This window comes from Sphingobacterium corticibacter, from assembly GCF_003076635.1.
Lineage (GTDB): Bacteria > Bacteroidota > Bacteroidia > Sphingobacteriales > Sphingobacteriaceae > Sphingobacterium > Sphingobacterium corticibacter.
In genome coordinates, this window is record NZ_QDKG01000001.1 from 427,582 (window position 1) to 447,550 (window position 19,969).

Consider the following 19,969-nt stretch of genomic DNA (forward strand, 5'->3'; position numbering starts at 1 on the left):
AAAATAATAAGTGCGACTCCTGCTATGACTGTCATCCTTGGTATAGAATCTTCCTGCGACGAGACTTCTGCATCTATCTGTATAGATGGCAAAATTAAGTCAAATATTATTGCGAACCAACTCGTGCACGCGAAGTATGGTGGGGTTATTCCTGAAGCCGCCTCTAGGGCGCATCAGCAAAATATTATCCCAACGGTAGACGAGGCCATAAAGCAAGCAAATATATCGAAAGAAGACATCCATGCGGTGGCATTTACACGTGGTCCCGGGTTATTAGGTTCCTTATTGGTGGGTACATCATTTGCTAAATCCTTCGCTTTAGCGCGCAATATTCCACTATTGGATATCAATCATATGCAAGCGCATATCTTAGCACATTTTATTGAAGATCCGCAGCCGCAGTTTCCTTTTTTGTGCCTTACCGTTTCTGGCGGGCATACACAGATTGTATTGGTCAAAGATTATTTTGACATGGAGCTAATCGGCGAAACCTTGGACGATGCCGCAGGTGAAGCTTTCGACAAAACTGCGAAGATCTTAGGCTTACCTTATCCGGGAGGCCCTTTGATCGATAAACATGCGGCTGATGGTGATCCGCGTGCATTCGCATTGCCAGAGCCACAAATCGCTGGATTGGATTTTAGCTTTTCGGGACTAAAAACGGCGATTTTATATCTGGTGCAACGCGAAATGCGCGAAGATCCTCAATTTTTGAATACACGTATGGCCGATCTTTGCGCCAGTGTGCAAGATCGTATTGTTTCCATCTTATTGAATAAGCTCAAAAAAGCAGTGAAACAGACGGGTGTCAGACAGATTGCGATTGCTGGTGGCGTATCTGCCAATTCGGGGTTGCGTACACAATTGTTGGCACTAGGCGAGCAGCTGCGAGCAGATGTTTTTATTCCGAAGTTTGAATATTGTACCGATAACGCGGCCATGATTGCCATTGCTGGCTATCACAAATTTTTGAAGGGCGAATTTGTCGGACAGGAAATTACGCCTTTGGCGAGAATGGCAGTTGGATAAAGTTTAGAACTGAACGGTCCACTCGGCCAGCTCATCGTCAGTTCCCTTTATCCAGTTTGGACCATTTTCAAGGATCTTGATCGCTTCTTTATCACGCTTTTTGCCACCACTCTTTTTTATGGTAATACCAATCGGTCTGCCCTGTGCATTAATGCCGAATAGCAACGTCACTTCACCAGCACCAAGTGCGCTCGTTTTAGCTAAATTATTGACGTACAGTTGATAGGCTTGTGACCCTATTGCTGGGCGGCTCTTTAGGCGCTTCGCCGACACGTCACGCGCAGTTCTAGGTTCTGTAGCTGCGCCATTGGGCGCACGTTTCAGTGCGATTCGCATGGCGCCTTCCGCCACATGATCGGCCGTCTCAAAACCATTTGACTGAATAGTCAGTACGGGCTTTTCGTTAGTCGATCCAACAATAAACCTTCCAGTAGAATCGGTCTTGGCCAAGGTGTTCATTTCCTGATCGCGTATCAGTGCTCCCGCAATAGGTTTTTGCGTCTGATGATCTATAATGATTCCTGTTGTGATCGATTTTACATCTTGTAGCGATACAGATTGTAATTCGTTGGATTGCCTCATTGGTCGTCCTGCCCGTGCCGACAGCATACTTATTCGATCTTGCATTGGCGGAGCGCTATTGCGCGATGCCAAGGTGCTGTGATCATCACGTAAGCTCATCGATACCAATTCCTCCGCGTTGGAAGGGATGATTTGAATAGGAATGGTATCTAGCGCGGCTTGTCGTGCTGCATCTGAATTCTTGAGGCGATTGGAAGCGGATGCCTCCACGTTGCTATAAGCTAGTTTTGTTTCATGGTCTTTTGTCGGTAAAGCTTCCTCACGATCCAGAATGGTATTATCTTCAGATGATGAGGAAGTGGTGTCCCGCATCGTGTTAGAAGGCTCGCTTGGCGGAATGCGTTGCGCGATTTGTTGCTGTACACTTTCTGGTTGCATAAAAACATAGATTCCAATGCCGAATACGATGAGTAAAGAAGCAGCTAACCCAATCCAACGGTATAAGTATGAAGAGGTGCGACGTGCTGGTACGTGGCTACGTTGCTGAATCCGTTGCTGCAATTCAGGTATTACGTCATGCGTTAAGCCTTGCGCATGTTCGGCTTCGATTCCGAGCAGCACGTCCATGAGCGATTCGTCCGCCTCGGCAGCCCTTTCGACTTCATGCATCTGCTGAGGCGATAATTCGCCTCGAACGTAACGACGTAACTGTGCTATATCTGGCCTATTATACATCCTGTTCCTTTTCTATACACTGCTTCAAATTCCGCTTGCCGTTTTGTATGTAGCTCTTTACGCCGTCCATGCTGTATCCGGTCAGGGTCGTGATTTCTTTGTAACACTTTTCCTGCAAGAAAAAGAGCTGTATGGCAATTTTCTGTTTCTCAGGCAACTTTTCTATACAGCGTTCCATAGCTTGTAGACGATCTTCCTTTGTCGCATAATCTTCTTCCGGATGCGGAGCAACGGAAAATTCCACAAAACTTTCCGAAAAATCTACCTTTTGGCTTTTATCTGCGCGCAGCGCCATCAAACAGTGATTCTTCGCAACTACATAAATCCACTTCTGAAAATTCTTGATCTCCTGCCGATCTACTTTGCCGATGAGTTCTTCAAAAATTTGCATCACGGCATCTTTACTGCGCTCACTATCCTTAAAATACCGGAAGCACACGTAGTAGATCATCTCTGTATGACGTTGATATACATCGCCTAACAAGCCCAAATCTTTGCTTTCATGGTATTGCGAAAGCAATAATTCGTCCGATTTTCCGTCGCTCTTAGAAGATTTGAATAGCTCCATTCTGTTTCACAAAATAATTTTTTTTATTCAGTTATGGAAATACAACATCACGTGCATCCCTTGTGCGAACGCAGCTAATACCGAATAGAACAGCTTCGGTAGATAGTAGTTTTCGACTGAAATGAATACGTATTAAAGCACATTAAAAAAATGATGAGTATGAAAGTAAATACATTAAAAAGCGTGTGGATGTTTATTATCCTATTAGGCACACAAGCGGTAATGGCGAAAAGTATTACAGGTTATGTCAAAGAAGCAAGTTCTGGTGCAGCACTTGGCGGTGTTTCTGTGATGGTAAAAGGCAAGGCGATGCAAACGATGACAGATGAGCAAGGTTATTACCAGGTCAATGCAGAGTTGGGACAAGTATTGGTGTTTTCGCTGGGAGGATTTGCAACGGTAGAGCGCATCGTTGGACAAGAAGCACAGATCGATGTCGCTTTGCAAATCGAACAGGTGGAAATTGATCGTAATACGGTTCCGATTAGAAATGAGGTGTATGCAGGAGAATATGCTATCAAACGAGGAGAAACGCTAACAGCTTATGTGGGCGGTGGCGTGCATGTTCGGCCAATGATGTATCGCTCCGCAACCATGAGTAGCTCAGAAAGCTATAGAAAAATAGCTGAAAACAAATTTGTGCGAACTACGACGGAACCGTTATCGACGTTCGCAGCAGATGTAGATGCCGCATCGTACAGCAACGTACGCCGTTTCCTCAATCAAGGTCAGATGCCAAATCCAGATGCTGTTCGGGTAGAAGAGATGATTAACTATTTTACGTACGATTTGTCTGGACCGACCAATGGAGATCCTGTTCGCGTGGTGACAGAACTGACTCAAGCGCCATGGAATACACAACATCAGTTGTTGCGCGTAGCGCTGAAAGCGAAAGATATACCAAGCGAAAAGCTTCCTGCGGCCAATTTTGTGTTTCTGATTGACGTGTCGGGATCTATGGGCAGCAGCAATAAGTTACCATTAGTAAAAAGTTCTTATAAAATGTTGGTAGATCAATTGCGCGATGAAGATCGTGTAGCAATTGTCACTTACGCAGGTTCTGCTGTTGTGGCTTTGGAAAGTACTTCTGGTAAGGAGAAAAGAAAGATCAAAGATGTATTGGATGCTTTGCAGGCTTCGGGTTCTACGGCTGGAGGTGCTGGCATGACCAAAGCATATCAGATAGCGCGAGCGCACTTTGAAAATGCGGGAAACAATCGCATCATTATGGCCACAGATGGTGATTTCAATGTAGGCGAATCTAGCGATGAAGAAATGGAAAAACTGATTGCCAAAGAGCGTAATGACGGGATTTACATTTCGATATTGGGCTACGGAATGGGTAATTATAAAGATAGCAAGCTAGAGATGTTGGCCAATAAAGGCCATGGGAACTACGCGTATATTGATAATATTTCGGAGGCGCGGAAAGCAATCGTCACCGAATTTGGTGCAAGTTTATTTACCGTGGCCAAGGATGTGAAGATTCAGGTGGAGTTCAATCCGCATTTTGTACAGTCGTATCGTTTGGTGGGTTATGAGCACAATCTGTTAGAAGCGGAAGACTTTAATAATGACGAAAAATTGGGCGGTGATATGGGCGTTGGTCATACGGTCACGGCTTTGTACGAGATCATTCCACAAGGTGTTAAAAGTAATTTTGATGGATCGGTGGATGATTTGAAATACCAGGAGAACAGTAAGTCGAAATCTACGATTAATAATAAAGAGTTGGCGACCGTGAAATTCCGGTATAAAGAGCCGGACGGTGAAGTGAGCAAGCTAGTTACTCATGTGGTGAATACCAAAGCAACGCCTTTAGCTCAAACATCACAAGATTTACGTTTTGCGACCGCCGTAGCGGAATTGGGTATGCTGATTCGCAATTCGGATTATAAGCAGCAGGCTAATTTTGATCAACTGATTGCGCGAGCAAAAGAATCGCGCGGTAAGGATGAAGAAGGTTATCGAGCAGAATTTGTACGATTAGCACAAGATGCACAAGCTTTGTATAAAGCAGATCGTTAACATCCGCGGCGTTTGCATCATCTATTATGACCGTGGGGCATAATAGATGATGCAAACGCCGATTAAGGCAATTATTCCGCCGAGGATATCGTAACGATCAGGCGTGAAGTCATCGAAAATCATCGCCCAAATGATGGATAATACGATAAATATGCCACCATACGTCGCGTAAACTCTGGCGAAATCGGCAGATTGCCAAGTGGCTACGACACCGTAAAATGCAAGAATAATGGCTCCGACTAGAGCGAACCACCAAGGTTTATCGGCTCGAAGCCATAACCATATCAAATAACCGCCACCGATCTCGCACAGGCCGGCCAGCAGAAATATTGGTATTGATTTTAAATCCATATCACTCAAAGATACGCGGTTTTCTGTTTTTTTTTCGGACATTTGTGGCACTTTGGAATGGGGTTTTCCAAAGTGTGAAACACGCTTTTGAAGTATGCCAACGTGGTATGTTGTGCCTTCAAGAGTATTATCAAACATTTTTTATAATCTAAAATCATAAGTTGTACTATGATTAACATTACACTTCCTGACGGCTCCGTCCGTGCGTATGAATCTGGCGTTACTGCTATGCAGATCGCTTTGTCTATTTCCGAAGGTTTGGCTAGAAATGTGTTGGCTGCCGAAGTAGATGGCGAAGTATGGGATGCATCTCGCGCTATTGAGCAAGATGCCCATGTCAAACTCCTTACTTGGAATGATGATCAAGGGAAATCGACCTTTTGGCATTCTTCCGCCCACTTATTGGCCGAAGCATTAGAGGCACTTTATCCGGGTATTAAGTTTGGTATTGGCCCTGCCATCCAGACGGGATTCTATTACGACGTAGATTTTGGCGATCAGGAATTTTCCTCCGACGACTTCAAGAAAGTCGAAGACAAAATGTTGGAATTAGCAAAACAAAAAGAGGTTTTTGAGCGTCGCGCGGTTTCCAAAGCAGAAGCTATTGCTTATTTCGAAGAAAAAGGTGATGAGTATAAACTAGATCTCATCAAGGATCTGGAAGACGGTAAAATCACTTTTTACTCGCAAGGGCAATTCACGGATTTATGCCGTGGCCCACATATTCCACAAACGGGTGTGATCAAAGCGATCAAGTTAACGAACGTAGCAGGTGCTTACTGGCGTGGCGATGAGTCGCGCAAGCAATTGACTCGTATTTACGGCGTTACTTTTCCAAAGGCCTCTGAGCTGACCGATTATCTAAAAATGATCGAAGAGGCGAAGAAACGCGATCACCGTAAATTGGGTAAAGAACTGGAGTTGTTTGCTTTCTCTGAAAAGGTAGGAATGGGCTTGCCATTGTGGTTGCCAAAAGGTGCTGCCTTGCGTCAAAAACTCATGGACTTCTTGCAAAAAGCACAGTTGAAAGCTGGTTATGAGCCGGTGGTAACACCTCATATTGGGCACAAACAATTGTATGTGACTTCGGGTCACTATGATAAATATGGTGAAGATTCGTTTCAGCCGATCAAAACACCGGTAGAAGGAGAGGAGTTTTTCTTAAAACCGATGAACTGCCCGCACCACTGTGAGATCTATAAAACAAAACCACGATCCTACAAAGATTTGCCGGTGCGTTTTGCAGAATTTGGTACGGTGTATCGCTACGAGCAATCGGGTGAATTGCACGGATTGACTCGCGTACGTGGGTTTACACAAGATGATGCCCACTTGTTTTGTCGCCCAGATCAGGTAAAAGAGGAGTTCAAAAAAGTAATCGACTTGGTGCTTTATGTTTTTGGTGCTTTAGGTTTCGATGATTATACTGCGCAGGTATCGCTTCGTGATCCGAACAATAAAACGAAATACATCGGTACTGAAGAAAACTGGACTTTGGCAGAGCAAGCTATCATTGAGGCGACTGCCGAAAAGGGCTTGAATTCAGTGATCGAATACGGAGAAGCAGCTTTCTATGGTCCAAAATTGGATTTCATGGTCAAAGATGCTTTGGGACGTAAATGGCAGTTGGGTACGATCCAAGTGGATTACAATTTGCCGGAGCGTTTTGAATTGGAATATACAGGAAGTGATAACCAAAAACACCGTCCGGTGATGATTCACCGTGCGCCGTTTGGTTCGCTAGAACGCTTCGTCGCAGTACTCATCGAACACTGTGCTGGTCAGTTTCCGTTATGGCTTGCTCCTGAGCAATTTATCATCTTGCCGGTATCCGAAAAATACGAGGAATACGCGCAAAATGTTTTAAATTCCCTAAATAATTCCGATATTCGCGGACTGATTGACTTGCGTGATGAGAAGGTAGGTCGTAAAATCCGTGATGCAGAGATGAAAAAACTGCCTTATATGTTGATTATAGGGGATAAAGAGATCGAAAGTGGCACGGTATCTGTTCGTAAGCATGGGTCAGTCGATCTGGGTTCAATGACCTCAGAAGCATTCAAAGAATTATTAATTAAAGAAATAACGGTTTAAATAATATAAGCATTTGGCAAAAAGTAGCAATTTTGGTAATAGAGGTAGAGGGCCAATCCGTAAAAAGGAGCCTGAACACCGCATCAATGAAAACATCCGCGTACCTGAAGTACGTCTAGTAGGTGATAATATTGAGCCTGGGATTTATCCCACTCGTAAAGCGGTTGAACTTGCTGATGAGTTGGAGTTGGATTTGGTGGAGATCTCTCCAAATGCCACGCCTCCGGTTTGTAAAATCATTGACTACAGTAAATTCGTTTACGAGCAAAAGAAAAAACAAAAGGAGATCAAGGCGAATGCCAAGCAAACTGTCATTAAGGAGATCCGTTTTGGACCTAACACCAGCGACCATGACTTCGAGTTCAAACTGAAGCATGCGATGAAGTTCTTAGAAAGTGGCGAGAAAGTTCGCGCTTATGTACACTTCAAAGGTCGTGCGATTGTGTTTAAGGAACAAGGGGAGATCTTATTACTCCGCTTCGCGCAAGCATTAGAAGACTACGGTAAAGTAGAATTGCTACCTAAATTAGAAGGTAAGCGTATGTTCTTGACCTTAGCTCCGAAAGTAGCGGCTAAAAAATAAACATCTAACAGATTGATATATAATTTTTAATATTATGCCAAAAGTAAAAACCAATTCCAGCGCTAAAAAACGCTTTAAGCTAACTGGAACAGGTAAAATTGCAAGAAAAAGTGCCTTCAAAAGCCACATCTTGACTAAGAAAACGACCAAACAAAAACGTAACTTGACACAAACTAGTTATGTTCATGATGCTGATATGGGCAATGTGAAACGCATGCTTGCTATCGGTAAATAAGTCCAATTCATTTTTAATAATTTTTTAACCAGGTTGTAGGTTGTAAGATTGCTGAGAAACGCAACGCCTTTAACCAAATAAAATTTCAACATTATGCCACGTTCGGTTAACGCAGTAGCTTCGAGAAGAAGAAGAAAAAGAATCATGAAATTAGCCAAAGGCTATTTCGGTTCACGTAGCAAAGTTTATACTATTGCTAAAAATACAGTAGAAAAAGGTTTACAGTACGCTTACCGCGACCGTAAGACCAAAAAACGCGAGTTCAGAGCTTTATGGATCCAGCGTATCAATGCGGGCGCCCGTCAACACGGTGTTTCGTATTCTCAACTAATTGGTAAATTGAATGCTAAAAACATCGGCTTGAACCGTAAGGTATTGGCTGACTTAGCATTGAACCACCCAGATGCTTTCAAAGCAGTTGTAGACGCAGTAAAATAGAGTTTTAAACCCGATATCAATTTGTTAGAGATATGAAAAAGGAACCTTAGGGTTCCTTTTTTTGTGTTTAAATCCGAGTGATTGATGTGCTGTGCATGAGAATTCAATATTTGCCATACAAGATATACGTAGTCATAACTTAACATAGTTTCTCTCATCTTTTTCCTACACTGTCGTAATACTGCGGTTATCTGCTGGTACATGGGGGTTAAATTCTAGCTCAGCAAAGAGGTGGCTACGAATATTATATTTTCCGTAATTATAGAAAAATAGCAGAACAAAATCTATATTTGCGCACCAAATCAATTTTACTATGAAAACAAAAATCGCGATTTTATTCGCGGGATTATTTATGCAATGGGGTTTTGCGCAGAATCACGATGACGGTGGTTTAAAGTCGAGAAAGGGAAATTTTTCTACGGAGCTCAACATTAATCCTTTCAAAGCAAATCTGAGTTTAAACAATGCGCTGAACCAAATGAAAGTTCGATACTTTATTCAAGATGATCTTGCACTTCGGTTAGGTGTAGGGATCAATGTGATCGATTCTACTTGGAGTAGTGGGGCACCTTATTCTGCTGATAGTTACTTTATTTCTACAGCAAATAAGCAAAGTGCGGCTGACTTTACTATCGGTATTGAGAAGCATTTTCCTGGTACGCAAAGATTATCTCCATACATTGGCGCAGATTTGAGCTGGGGTGTGCAAAGCTCTAATCAAAAGGTGACGACCAATGCAACAACTTTTGAGATTGACAATGGCTTGCTTGATATGTCCTTTAATCCCAACTTACCAATCGGAAGAGGACTATTGATTCCAAACGGTTATACGCGATTTGGAGCGGTAGCTATTGTTGGTTTCGACTTCTATATGGCCAAAAACTTCTTTGTCGGCTATGAATTTAATGTTGGCTATAATCGACTGAAATATAAAACACCAACCATAGAAAGTATCGGAGAGAATGGTGGTATTGTAGACTTAGTTAGCAACAGTTCGGTCACCAGCTTTAAAACATCTCTTATGAACGGAATTCGGATCGGTTACACATTTTAAGGAAAGTCATTATGAAAAACAGCATATTACTCATTTTATCAGCGATTGCATTCTTATTAAGCAGTTGTGAGAAAGATATTACCACCGCACCCGAAATTCAGACGGTATCTATCACTGCTCCGTCAACAACCGGAGCTACTTTTAAAGGAAATATTAGTGGGTTTGGATCAAGTAAAGTAGTAGATCATGGGTTTGTATATGGGTATACACAAAACTTGGATGAGACTACAGGTACGAAACTTTCTTTAGGCGAAGCAGTAAACTTAGGTGAGTTTTCAACTACAGTGGATGATCTAGTGCAAAACAGTACTAGCAATTTTCAAAACACGCTTTTTGTACGTAGTTACATTGTAGACGAGCGCGGTACTGTATATGGTGCCACAATGAGTGCAGCACTTCCTGTTCCGAGTGCTGGAAGGATTTTCCCTTCTCAAGCTAGTGCTGGTGATACGATTCGTATTAGTGGCAAATTCTTTTCACCAAATATTTTGCGGACAGAAGTGCTGATTGGTCAGCGTCCTGCTGAGGTATTAGCAGCTTCGGACACAGTTATTACAGCGATTATTCCGTCGGGTATTACGGGGAGTCATGGTAATAGTTTGCCTGTCGTCATAAATTTAGGCGCTACAACTGCTAATTATTATCAAGGCCTTACGCTACAAGCGAGGTATACAGGTTTCACACCTCAAAGTGGCCCAGTTGGTACCATAATTACGCTGACAGGCGATAACTTACCTGATTATTATAACGGTGTGGCTGTATTTAACATTTTGATGAGTGGCGTGAATATACCGCTCAATTATAATAGTTACAACCGATTTGCTGTTCCGTTTAATGTGGACGAAAAGTCGTCTATTACCGTAATGTTAAACGGAAAGAACTTTGATCTTCCAGGTCAATTTGTGGTGACTCCACCGCAAATCGTATCATTTACTAATAATTCAGTCTTTGCTGGAAGACAGGTGACCATGCAGCTTAATAGTTCAGCTATTGTAAACAATACTGGTCAAGTTGGGAGACCACAAGTGAAAATTGGATCGGGATCTTATGCAGATGTATCTTGGTATAATCGTGAAGTATCTTTTACAGTTCCTGCGAATACTGCATTGGGTGAGTATGACGTTTACTTTAAAGTTGGTCCGCACGAAATTCAGTCTCCATCAAAATTGAAGGTTATTGGATATAGCGTCAGTAGTTTTCAACCGGCAATCGCTGCCGTTGGCAACAACGTAGAGATCTCGGGAAATTTTATTGCAGGAGAATACTACACGGTTTATTTCGGTAGTAGAAGTGCTTCTGTTGTTTCCAATTCAGCTACCAAGCTAACTGTTCCAGTGCCATCAGGTGTTGATTTAGGCAAGTTGAAAATTTCAGTGGAAACACCTTCAGGTCGATTGAGCGTACCAGGAGAGATGGAAATTATTGGACCATCGGTTACATCTGTTTCTCCTTTGTCTGGTGTTCCGGGCACAAAGATCACTATTCGCGGTAATGGATTCGGTGCAAATGCTTGGAACAATAACGTCGGATTCGGGTGGAACTATGTTAATCCTCAAATAATCGATAGCAAAACGATGGAGGTATACGTACCATCTAATATCGGACGTGGTAAGATGAGTTTAACGATCATTGTGGAGGGACAAACAATCGATTTTACAGAAGAATTTACCATTTTGTAATTCGATATAAAACTCTAAAATGAAATCCTTGCTTTGGTTCTATTTTTCGACCAGGCAAGGATTTTCTATTTTATCGTATTTATATTCAAAAAACTAAGCTACTATTAATCCTAATTCTCATTTGTCTTGAATAGGTTTTTATAAAAATATGTGGTACTGCATAGTTCACCATTAGGCAACATGGCGTAATCGGGGATATTTCCGGCTTCGATCCAGCCGCATTTTTGATACAATTTTTGAGCAGTACTGCCCGTAACCGTATCTAACACCAGGATATGCCTGTTTTGAGCTAAAGCGATTTTCTCGATTTCTACTAAAAGTTGCTCAGCAATACCTTTTCGTCTATACTCCGAGTGCACCATCATTTTCGCTACGTCAGCTCGGTGTATCTGATTCTTTGGTAAATCAATCTGGAGTTGTACCGTTCCAATTACGTGCTGCGAGCTAGTTTCACGAGCGATTAGTAGTATTATCTTATGTGGAGCTACCTTATCCAGAACTTTAGTCCAGAATTGAATAGCATCTTCTTCAGTCATGTCGTCCATAAATCCAATGGACGCACCATTTTTGACACTATCCAATATCAAATTAGCGAGACTTTGAATAAGAGATTCATCAGCCTCTAAAACTTGCTCAATGTGATAAAATTCATGCATTTTCATCGTCGAATTTCTATTCGCCTAAATATACACGAAGTTTTTTGTCTTTATATATAGCTCTATCTTATCTTCTCTGCTTCAAAGTCAAAACTGTAATCTCTGGCCACATACCGATGCGGCCTTTCAGGCCATGGTATCCAAAGCCGCGATTCACATAAAGATATTTACTTCCGCTTTGGTATAATCCAGCCCATCGTTTATAAAAATATTGGATCGGACTCCACTTGAATCCAAATAGTTCTATGCCAAACTGCATGCCATGAGTATGGCCAGCTAATGTTAAGTGTATATGTTGTTCCTGATCTTCACTCACCAAGTCCCAATGCGATGGATCATGCGACATTAGTACCTTAAAGATATTAGTCGGGAGCGAAGCCGTCGCTTTGCGCAAATCTCCATATTGCTGAAAACCATTTTTGCCCCAGTTCTCCACGCCAACCAAGGCGATAGATTCGCCTTCTTTCTCGATCTGATCCGATTCGTTCAACAACAGCCGAAATCCCATTTCTTTATGCACCATTTTTAGTCTTTCTAGATTTGCTATCTTGGCTGTTTGACTCTCCCATTGTATATAATCTCCGTAATCGTGATTGCCCAATACCGAATATTTGCCATAAGGAGCTTGTAGCTGAGCGAAGGCCGAAATCCAGCGATCCATTTCTGAAGCCGCGTGATTTACCAGATCTCCCGTGAATAATAAAAGATCACTTTGCTGTGCGTTGGCCAGGTTAATTCCTTTTTGTACCTCTTTCTGGTTGGTAAAACTGCCGACATGGATGTCTGAAATCTGCGTAATCGTAAAGCCGTCAAATGCGGCTGGTAGGTCCGCAAAGTGAAGTGTAAGTTTGCGGACTTTATAAAAATGTCTTCCTCTTGTCAATCCAAATATGACAGTTAAAAGCACTGCTATCGCAAGAAACAATACGAGTTCGCTAACATAGATATTGCGCGGTGGAAAGCCTCTGAAAAGACGTGTGAGATCCTCTAACAACAGTACAGGTGCTGTTAATAGTTTCGGAATTGCCAGCGATAGTAATACCGTAAACAAACCAGTCAACCAACGTTGCGAATGTTGTAGTCTTCGACCTGCTACGAATAAGACGATCATTCCTGCAATAAGAAGCAGATCGATTAACCAATATGCTACACGAATGTATATATCATCGGTAAGGGTTATGATTGCTTGATAAAAATAAATATCTACTACAAAGAAGAGTAGTAGAAAGAGTAAGAGTCTTCTGGCCATGTCACGCTTTTCTGAGATCAAAAAAAGCCGAGCATAATATGCTCGGCTTTCTAAATATACTATTAAATCCTAAGAAGGATTATTTTGCTAGCTCTTCAGCAATAGCTTTACCAATTTCAGCAGGAGATTCTACGACGCGAATTCCACACTCTGCCATGATTTTCATTTTAGCAGCAGCTGTATCATCAGCTCCACCTACGATTGCTCCAGCGTGACCCATACGACGTCCCGGAGGCGCAGTTTGTCCAGCAATAAAACCAACAACTGGTTTAGTACCGTGCTCTTTAATCCAACGCGCAGCTTCAGCTTCCATGCCACCACCGATTTCACCGATCATGATGATACCTTCTGTTTCTGGATCGTTCATCAACAATTCTACCGCTTCTTTGGTCGTTGTACCAATGATTGGGTCACCACCGATACCGATGGCTGTTGTGATACCTAAACCAGCTTTTACCGTTTGATCTACGGCTTCGTAAGTCAAAGTACCTGATTTAGATACTACACCTACTTTACCTTTTTTGAAGATAAAACCTGGCATGATGCCGATTTTTGCTTCTTCTGCCGTAATGATACCCGGACAGTTTGGTCCGATTAGACGAGAATTTTTATCACTTAAGTATGATTTTACTTCAATCATATCTTTGGTTGGGATACCTTCCGTAATACATACAATAACGCCAACACCAGCAGCTGCAGCTTCCATAATCGCATCTGCTGCAAATGCAGGAGGTACGAAGATGATTGATACATTTGCTCCAGTCTCATCTACGGCATCTTGCACAGTGTTGAATACGGGACGATCAAGGTGTTTTTGTCCGCCTTTTCCTGGAGTGACACCACCTACCAAATTGGTTCCGTACTCGATCATTTGAGTAGCGTGGTACGTTCCTTCGTTACCAGTGAACCCCTGTACAATAACTTTAGAATCTTTATTGACTAATACGCTCATTTTTCAGTTTTATTTTGCCTAGCAAAGCTACTATTTTGTCGGGACTTCTGAAAACATTGCTTTTGGCATTTTTGTTATTTCTTTATGAATTTTACCTTGGAGATATAGTCCCATAGTACGATGCCCATCGTGACGGAGACATTGAAAGAATGCTTGGTGCCAAATTGTGGAATCTCTAAACACGCGTTCGACATGGCGATCACCTCTTCTTCTACACCATGCACTTCATTGCCAAATACAAAGGCATACTTCTCGGTGTTTTCTGGAGCAAAATCTTGCAGCTGTACACTTCCAGAGGCTTGTTCTACAGATAGAATGGTATAACCAGCATCCCGTAATTTAGTAACGGCCTCTACAGTGGTCGCTTCATGTGACCATGTAACAGATTTTGTCGCACCTAGAGCTGTTTTTTCAATTTCACGATGTGGTGGCGTGCCTGTGATGCCGCATAATACAATCTGCTCTATATTTAAGGCATCAGCCGTACGAAATGCGGAACCTACGTTGTGCATGCTGCGTACGTTGTCTAGCACGAGCACCACCGGCAACTTGTCTTGTTGCTTAAAAGTATCCACGTCTACTCGGTTCAGTTGCTCAAGCGATAATTTTTGCATGATCCAAAAGTAAGGAGTATTATGAAAAGATAAAAAGATTTTGAATAATGGATTATCTATGCTATTTTTGCATTCCAAATTAAGTACAGAAATAATAAAAAAATACTATAGCATAAGATGGCAAATCATAAATCATCGATCAAAAGAATTAGAGCAAACGCTGCGAAGCGTCTGAGAAACCGTTACCAAGCAAAAACTACGCGTAACGCAATCAAGAAACTACGTACTACTACTTCTCAGGAAGAAGCAAAAGCGTTATTGCCTCGTGTAATTTCTATGTTAGATCGTTTGGCAAAGAAAAACGTTATTCACAAGAAAAAAGCGTCTAACAACAAGTCTAAATTGACTAAGTTCGTTAACAAGTTAGCGTAACTTTTAGCTTTTTTACCATACAAAAAAGGGTGTATTTTCATACACCCTTTTGCTATTTGTAAGCCGTTCTACGGCTTCTTTTGCTGAATCTGTTTCACGATTCTTTCGATATCTGCCGGACGATCCTTGTATTCGCTTAGATCATACAAATCTACCTTCCTGAAATCTACCGGATGGCTTTCGCTTTGTAGATAGATGTAGCCTCCAGTAAGCGCTTTTCCATCTTGTTTTTGTTTTGCATCGTATGATAACACATTGTCGCCACCTATTTGAGGTTTCGAATACGATAAGACCACTTGATCTTCTAAAATATGCTGTATCAGTGAATCACCTAATACTAAAAAGTCGGCCGTTACCCATTGGTCACCGTGGTAGGTTTTCGAAGTAGAGTTAATGCAGTGCGGTGTGAAAAGTTTTTGATCGATCACCACATTGGTGCCTGGTGTACACAAGTTAGAGGTAGTGCGTTCGGTTTGGCCATCGCCACCCAATAATTGGCCTTCGACAGAAATCGGGAAATCTTGATCTTTCAGCATCGTTTTTGGGTCTTGCCCGTGTAGCATAGCACCCGAATTTCGCCAAGCCCAGCTTTCTCCACCTTTGGTTTGCTCGTCTACAAAGCGGTATTCAATGCGTAGGTAATAATAACTAAAAGGCGTATTGTAAGCGAGGTGTCCATATTGCTGATCAAACTCGTCGTAACCGCCGTCATATCGTACTTTCAAAAGCCCGTCTTCCACGCGGAAAGTGTTCGCATAATTATCGCCAGATTCGTAATGGCGAATTTTAGCTGTCCAGTCATTCATGTCTTTTCCGTTGAAAAGATGAATCGCATTCGGGACAGAGTCTTGTTCCGCAGTTTTAGTGTTGGAGCTTCCTGATGTATTACAAGATAGTAAGGCAGCCATTCCAGCAGCGAGCATCGCGCCCATTTTAAGCTTCATAATAGTAGTTTTATATAAATAGATTAAATAATAGATTCTTTGCTTTTCACATATTCACTAGGTCGCACGCCTACGATCTTGTAGAAAGTATTGCTAAAGGTAGGTAAACTGCTATAGCCCACACGTGATGCTACTTGCTGTACGCTCATCTTGTCATTTAGTAAATATTTTAACGCAGTCAGCATGCGTAATATAGTATAGTACTGGATAAAGGACATGCCCAGATCTTTTTGGAATAGCCGTGCTAAGGTGCGCTCGCTAAAGTGAAACATGTTGGCTAATTCCTTGAAGCTAACCAACTCAGCGATGTGCTCTTCCAAATAAGTGACCATCTCGCGTAGTTTTGTGTTTTTTGGATACGGTAATGATAGTGACAAGTTGGAGCTCGAAAGCTCTGGCAGCAGTAGTTTAAAAGATTTTGCGATTGTATAATTTTTCGTGTCAGTCGGTAAGATGTTTCCATTCCAACGATTGGTATACATAATCAGCTCCATCAACAAATCATTGACAGGGTAGATACCCACGTGAGTGAAAAAATCATCATCCGTATCGAATGTCGGGAAGTAAAGATTGCGCATAATCACTTCCGGGCTGCTTGGATGTATGCTGTGCTTGATACCAGCTGGAATCCAGATATAATGCCTGGCAGGGAGGAAGTACGATTTTTCAGCTGTTTTCAAGAATACCATACCACCTTCTGTATACAGAAATTGTCCTTTTTGATGATCGTGTTCGCTGATAAATTCTTCTCCCATTACGGCGTGATGACAATAAATACTATCTGATTTGACATCTACTTCTGTCATATAGTACTTATTTACATAGCTGTTTGTCATACGGTGGGTTTTGTTAGGCTTAAATATCCCGTTTTTAGTTGAATATATCAAATGAAGCTGTTGCGTGCATTATGTAAGCAGGTTCATGCTGTAGTATGGTATTCGATAAGGTCAAAGTGTTATCGTGAGATGTTAATCATGTGCTAGCCAATGCTAATTAGATACTAATTGTGTAAATTTATATAGTCCCACACTGGTTTGCGAATCAGAAATTAGGGGATATTATAAACAGTATAATTTTTATAAAAACGATGATAGAGCGCATAAGATTAGAAAGCCTTCGAGACAAAGTAATGAGTGCCGAATCTGCCGCAGAATTTATACAAGATGGCATGATCGTTGGCGCCAGTGGATTTACCAAAGCGGGTGATAGCAAAGCCGTGTTACCAGCATTAGCAGAGAAAGCCAAGCGAGAACCTTTTAAAATCACCTTAATCACCGGAGCGTCACTCGGGCATGATACCGATGGAAAATTGGCGGAGGCCGGTGTGCTGAGCAAACGAATGCCGTTTCAAGTAGATCGTACCTTGCGCAATAAAATCAATTCGGGCGAAGTACTGTTTATTGACCAGCATCTGAGTGAGAGTGCAGAGCTTTTGCATCAGCAACTGAGGCCAGATGTGGCTGTGATTGAAGTGGCTTATATTGATCGAGATGGCAGCATCGTGCCAACTACATCGGTGGGTAATTCGGTGGCTTTTGCCTCATTGGCTTCCAAAGTGATTTTAGAAATCAATACAGCAGTGCCGGAAAGTGTGTATGGTATCCATGATATTTATCAGGCAGAGAATTATCCGCATCGGAATGTAATCCCTATCGTAGCACCTTGGAACAAAATCGGTAGAAAAACCATTGCATTGGATCCGGCCAAAGTGGTGGGTATTGTATTTACGAACATCCAAGATAGTCCGGCAGACATTGCAGAACCTGATGAGAAAACATCAGCTATTGCTAAGCATATTCTAGAATTCTTTGAACAAGAAGTGCGCATTGGTAATTTAACCGATCGATTATTACCAATCCAAGCCGGTATCGGTAAGGTTGCAAATGCGGTGCTGATGGGTTTTAAGGATAGCAACTTTTACGATTTAACCATGTTCTCTGAGGTATTGCAAGACAGTACTTTCGACCTGATCGATAGCGGTACACTAAGCTTTGCGTCTGCTTCTTCGGTAACAGTGTCCAAAGCATGCTATGATCGCGTTTTTGGCAATTTGCAGCGCTACCGTGATAAATTTGTTTTGAGGCCGCAGAATATTTCCAACACACCAGGTCTGATTCGTCGCTTAGGTGTAATCGCTATTAATACGGCGATCGAATTTGATATTTATGGCAACGTAAACTCTACGCATCTGGGCGGTACGAAGATTATGAATGGTATCGGCGGATCCGGAGATTTTGCACGGAATGCTTATCTCAGTATTTTCGTTACGCAGGCCGCTGCCAAAGGTAATTTGATTTCGCATGTGCTGCCGATGGTGTCACACACCGACCATACGGAACACGATGTAGATATCTTGGTGACTGACGTAGGATTGGCCGATTTAAGAGGCTTAGCGCCGAGAGAACGTGCGCAGAAAATCATCGATCACTGTGCGCATCCAGATTATCGCCCAGAATTGCAATCTTATTTTGATCGCGCTTGTGAGCGCGGAGGACATACGCCGCACTTGTTAGAAGAGGCCTTTAGCTGGCATTTGCGCTTTCAGCAATCTGGAAGCATGAAGAAGAAGGAAGTTGAATAAATAAAAAATGGCTGCTGAGTATCATTCAGCAGCCATATTAATTTTGTTGTATTCGAATTAACGAGCGCGGCCTGGCAAATAGATTTGAAAACCAACAGAAACGCCTAATCCACTAGCGCCACCGCTAGAGTTCAAATTTGCTTTGCTGTAATTGTAACCTAAAGTAGTTTCTAATGCCACGTTTCTAGTAATGAAGTGTGCATAACCACCAGCAATACCTGCTTCGAAAGAAGCGCCATCTCCACGTGATGATCCACCGATACCTACGTTACCGTGTCCGAAGAAACGGCCTGTAGAGCTAGATCCTTCTGGAAAATAATAACGTACGAATGGAGCGATACCATAGTTCCATACATTGTCTTCACCACTGATAGCATCAAGGCCTAAAGCTGCTTGTGCACCAATAGCAATACCATCAGAAATGAAATAACCAGCACGAGGATTTACTTGGATGTTGAAGTTTTTACCTTCAAAGCTATATCCAAGGCTTCCTACCGATCCACCTACCATCCAGTTTCCTTGTTGGATTGGCGCCATGCCCACGTTTTCAGAAGTCTGAGGAACAGTTTCAATACGCTGCGCGTAAGAGCCGAATGCTAAAGCGACAGCAAATAATCCAGATAATAAAACTTTTTTCATAATATACAAATTTAGTTACGATTCACAAGTATGCAACTATTATGCCATACTACTTATCTAATCTTTCTGACGAGAATAAATAATCTCTTACCGAAATAGAATGATAGGTATTTACCGAAAATTTGAAGGTGTTATACGTCGTGTTTTAATCTTTCCGTTAATTCCGCTATCGGGGTGTTTATTTGGTCTATTATGATCTGTGCTTTTTCGTAAAATGGGCTTCGATCAGCCAATTTTTCGGTGATGAAATCTAGTAACTCTTCACCTGTGAAACCTTTAAGTGCGGGTCTTTTATTTACATCAGAGGCATTTAGACGCATCCATAAGGACTTCGGCGTATGTTCGAAATATACCGCCGTGCCGTGTTGTGTAATCCAATCCATATTATCAAAATAGCAAGGAGTACCACCACCTGTAGAGATCACCGCATTAGGCATATTAGTTGCCTTTAAAACGCTGCTTTCTATTTTTCTAAACTCAGCTTCTCCGTGTAGAGAAAAAAAATCTGGAATTGTCATCCCAACACGTTGAACAAGTACTTCGTCAAGATCTATGAAAGGTCGGTCAAGTGCTTTCGCTAATTTCTTGCCCCAAGTCGTTTTGCCACTTCCCATGAACCCTACGATGAAAATTGGTTTTGACATGC

21 protein-coding genes are annotated in these 19,969 nt (G+C 42.1%); 10 read left to right on the top strand and 11 right to left on the bottom strand.

The features are described from left to right. Positions 1-24: 24 nt before the first annotated feature. Positions 25-1,029: a tRNA (adenosine(37)-N6)-threonylcarbamoyltransferase complex transferase subunit TsaD gene (gene tsaD, locus DC487_RS01850; RefSeq protein WP_116774257.1), complete on the top strand. Its 1,005-nt coding sequence runs from the start codon at positions 25-27 to the stop codon at positions 1,027-1,029. 3 nt (positions 1,030-1,032) lie between these two features. Here tsaD and DC487_RS01855 read toward each other — a convergent pair whose 3' ends face one another. Further along, the gene (locus DC487_RS01855; RefSeq protein WP_116774258.1) at positions 1,033-2,286 is read right to left on the bottom strand and encodes a hypothetical protein; all 1,254 of its coding nucleotides are present in this window, start codon (positions 2,284-2,286) and stop codon (positions 1,033-1,035) included. Continuing rightward, positions 2,279-2,854, bottom strand: coding sequence for an RNA polymerase sigma factor (locus DC487_RS01860; RefSeq protein WP_116774259.1), 576 nt, complete (start codon positions 2,852-2,854; stop codon positions 2,279-2,281). Before DC487_RS01860 ends, DC487_RS01855 begins: the two co-directional genes overlap by 8 nt. A gap of 159 nt (positions 2,855-3,013) precedes the next feature. On the opposite strand from DC487_RS01860, the gene DC487_RS01865 reads away from it, so the two are divergent. Continuing rightward, positions 3,014-4,882, top strand: coding sequence for a YfbK domain-containing protein (locus DC487_RS01865; RefSeq protein ID WP_116774260.1), 1,869 nt, complete (start codon positions 3,014-3,016; stop codon positions 4,880-4,882). A 24-nt stretch (positions 4,883-4,906) separates the two neighbouring features. On the opposite strand, the gene DC487_RS01870 is transcribed toward DC487_RS01865, so the two are convergent. Further along, entirely contained in the window at positions 4,907-5,275 is a 369-nt protein-coding gene (locus DC487_RS01870; protein ID WP_317046317.1) for a YnfA family protein, read from the bottom strand. Between the two features lie 126 nt (positions 5,276-5,401). On the opposite strand from DC487_RS01870, the gene thrS reads away from it, so the two are divergent. The 6 genes from thrS to DC487_RS01900 all read left to right on the top strand — a co-directional run bounded on the left by thrS (position 5,402) and on the right by DC487_RS01900 (position 11,316). Further along, a complete protein-coding gene (gene thrS / locus DC487_RS01875; RefSeq protein ID WP_116774261.1) occupies positions 5,402-7,327 on the top strand; it encodes a threonine--tRNA ligase in 1,926 nt (641 codons plus the stop codon). A gap of 13 nt (positions 7,328-7,340) precedes the next feature. Beyond that, entirely contained in the window at positions 7,341-7,910 is a 570-nt protein-coding gene (gene infC / locus DC487_RS01880; protein ID WP_206367886.1) for a translation initiation factor IF-3, read from the top strand. A gap of 34 nt (positions 7,911-7,944) precedes the next feature. Beyond that, positions 7,945-8,145, top strand: a complete 201-nt coding sequence (gene rpmI / locus DC487_RS01885) for a 50S ribosomal protein L35 (RefSeq protein ID WP_066752870.1) — start codon at positions 7,945-7,947, stop codon at positions 8,143-8,145. A 93-nt stretch (positions 8,146-8,238) separates the two neighbouring features. Further along, the gene (gene rplT / locus DC487_RS01890) at positions 8,239-8,583 is read left to right on the top strand and encodes a 50S ribosomal protein L20 (protein WP_116774262.1); all 345 of its coding nucleotides are present in this window, start codon (positions 8,239-8,241) and stop codon (positions 8,581-8,583) included. 313 nt (positions 8,584-8,896) lie between these two features. Further along, positions 8,897-9,637 (top strand): hypothetical protein, encoded by a 741-nt coding sequence (locus tag DC487_RS01895; protein WP_116774263.1) that lies wholly within the window; start codon positions 8,897-8,899, stop codon positions 9,635-9,637. An 11-nt stretch (positions 9,638-9,648) separates the two neighbouring features. Continuing rightward, on the top strand, positions 9,649-11,316 hold the full coding sequence (locus DC487_RS01900) for an IPT/TIG domain-containing protein (protein WP_116774264.1): 1,668 nt from the start codon (positions 9,649-9,651) through the stop codon (positions 11,314-11,316). A gap of 110 nt (positions 11,317-11,426) precedes the next feature. Here the strand turns inward: DC487_RS01900 and DC487_RS01905 are convergent, their stop codons facing one another. The 4 genes from DC487_RS01905 to DC487_RS01920 form a co-directional block, all read right to left on the bottom strand. Then, positions 11,427-11,978 carry a GNAT family N-acetyltransferase gene (locus tag DC487_RS01905; RefSeq protein WP_207774289.1) on the bottom strand — a complete coding sequence of 184 codons (552 nt, stop codon included), beginning with the start codon at positions 11,976-11,978 and terminating at the stop codon, positions 11,427-11,429. Between the two features lie 61 nt (positions 11,979-12,039). Continuing rightward, positions 12,040-13,221, bottom strand: a complete 1,182-nt coding sequence (locus DC487_RS01910) for a metallophosphoesterase (RefSeq protein WP_116774265.1) — start codon at positions 13,219-13,221, stop codon at positions 12,040-12,042. A gap of 79 nt (positions 13,222-13,300) precedes the next feature. Then, on the bottom strand, positions 13,301-14,173 hold the full coding sequence (sucD, locus tag DC487_RS01915; protein WP_066752882.1) for a succinate--CoA ligase subunit alpha: 873 nt from the start codon (positions 14,171-14,173) through the stop codon (positions 13,301-13,303). 74 nt (positions 14,174-14,247) lie between these two features. Then, positions 14,248-14,787: an RNA methyltransferase gene (locus tag DC487_RS01920; RefSeq protein WP_116774266.1), complete on the bottom strand. Its 540-nt coding sequence runs from the start codon at positions 14,785-14,787 to the stop codon at positions 14,248-14,250. 117 nt (positions 14,788-14,904) lie between these two features. Here DC487_RS01920 and rpsT point away from each other — a divergent pair, with 117 nt between their 5' ends. Continuing rightward, positions 14,905-15,159: a 30S ribosomal protein S20 gene (gene rpsT / locus DC487_RS01925; protein ID WP_116774267.1), complete on the top strand. Its 255-nt coding sequence runs from the start codon at positions 14,905-14,907 to the stop codon at positions 15,157-15,159. A 68-nt stretch (positions 15,160-15,227) separates the two neighbouring features. On the opposite strand, the gene DC487_RS01930 is transcribed toward rpsT, so the two are convergent. Together DC487_RS01930 and DC487_RS01935 are read right to left on the bottom strand one after the other, a co-directional pair. Beyond that, positions 15,228-16,103, bottom strand: coding sequence for a 3-keto-disaccharide hydrolase (locus DC487_RS01930; protein WP_239016299.1), 876 nt, complete (start codon positions 16,101-16,103; stop codon positions 15,228-15,230). Positions 16,104-16,126: 23 nt separating this feature from the next. Further along, complete coding sequence (locus DC487_RS01935) at positions 16,127-16,909, bottom strand: AraC family transcriptional regulator (RefSeq protein WP_239016300.1); 783 nt, start codon at positions 16,907-16,909, stop codon at positions 16,127-16,129. Between the two features lie 281 nt (positions 16,910-17,190). Here DC487_RS01935 and DC487_RS01940 point away from each other — a divergent pair, with 281 nt between their 5' ends. Then, positions 17,191-18,684: a succinate CoA transferase gene (locus DC487_RS01940; RefSeq protein WP_116774270.1), complete on the top strand. Its 1,494-nt coding sequence runs from the start codon at positions 17,191-17,193 to the stop codon at positions 18,682-18,684. A gap of 57 nt (positions 18,685-18,741) precedes the next feature. Here the strand turns inward: DC487_RS01940 and DC487_RS01945 are convergent, their stop codons facing one another. Both DC487_RS01945 and DC487_RS01950 read right to left on the bottom strand, forming a co-directional pair. Next, positions 18,742-19,323, bottom strand: a complete 582-nt coding sequence (locus tag DC487_RS01945; RefSeq protein ID WP_116774271.1) for a hypothetical protein — start codon at positions 19,321-19,323, stop codon at positions 18,742-18,744. Positions 19,324-19,454: 131 nt separating this feature from the next. Beyond that, the gene (locus DC487_RS01950) at positions 19,455-19,967 is read right to left on the bottom strand and encodes a shikimate kinase (RefSeq protein ID WP_116774272.1); all 513 of its coding nucleotides are present in this window, start codon (positions 19,965-19,967) and stop codon (positions 19,455-19,457) included. Positions 19,968-19,969 lie beyond the last annotated feature (2 nt).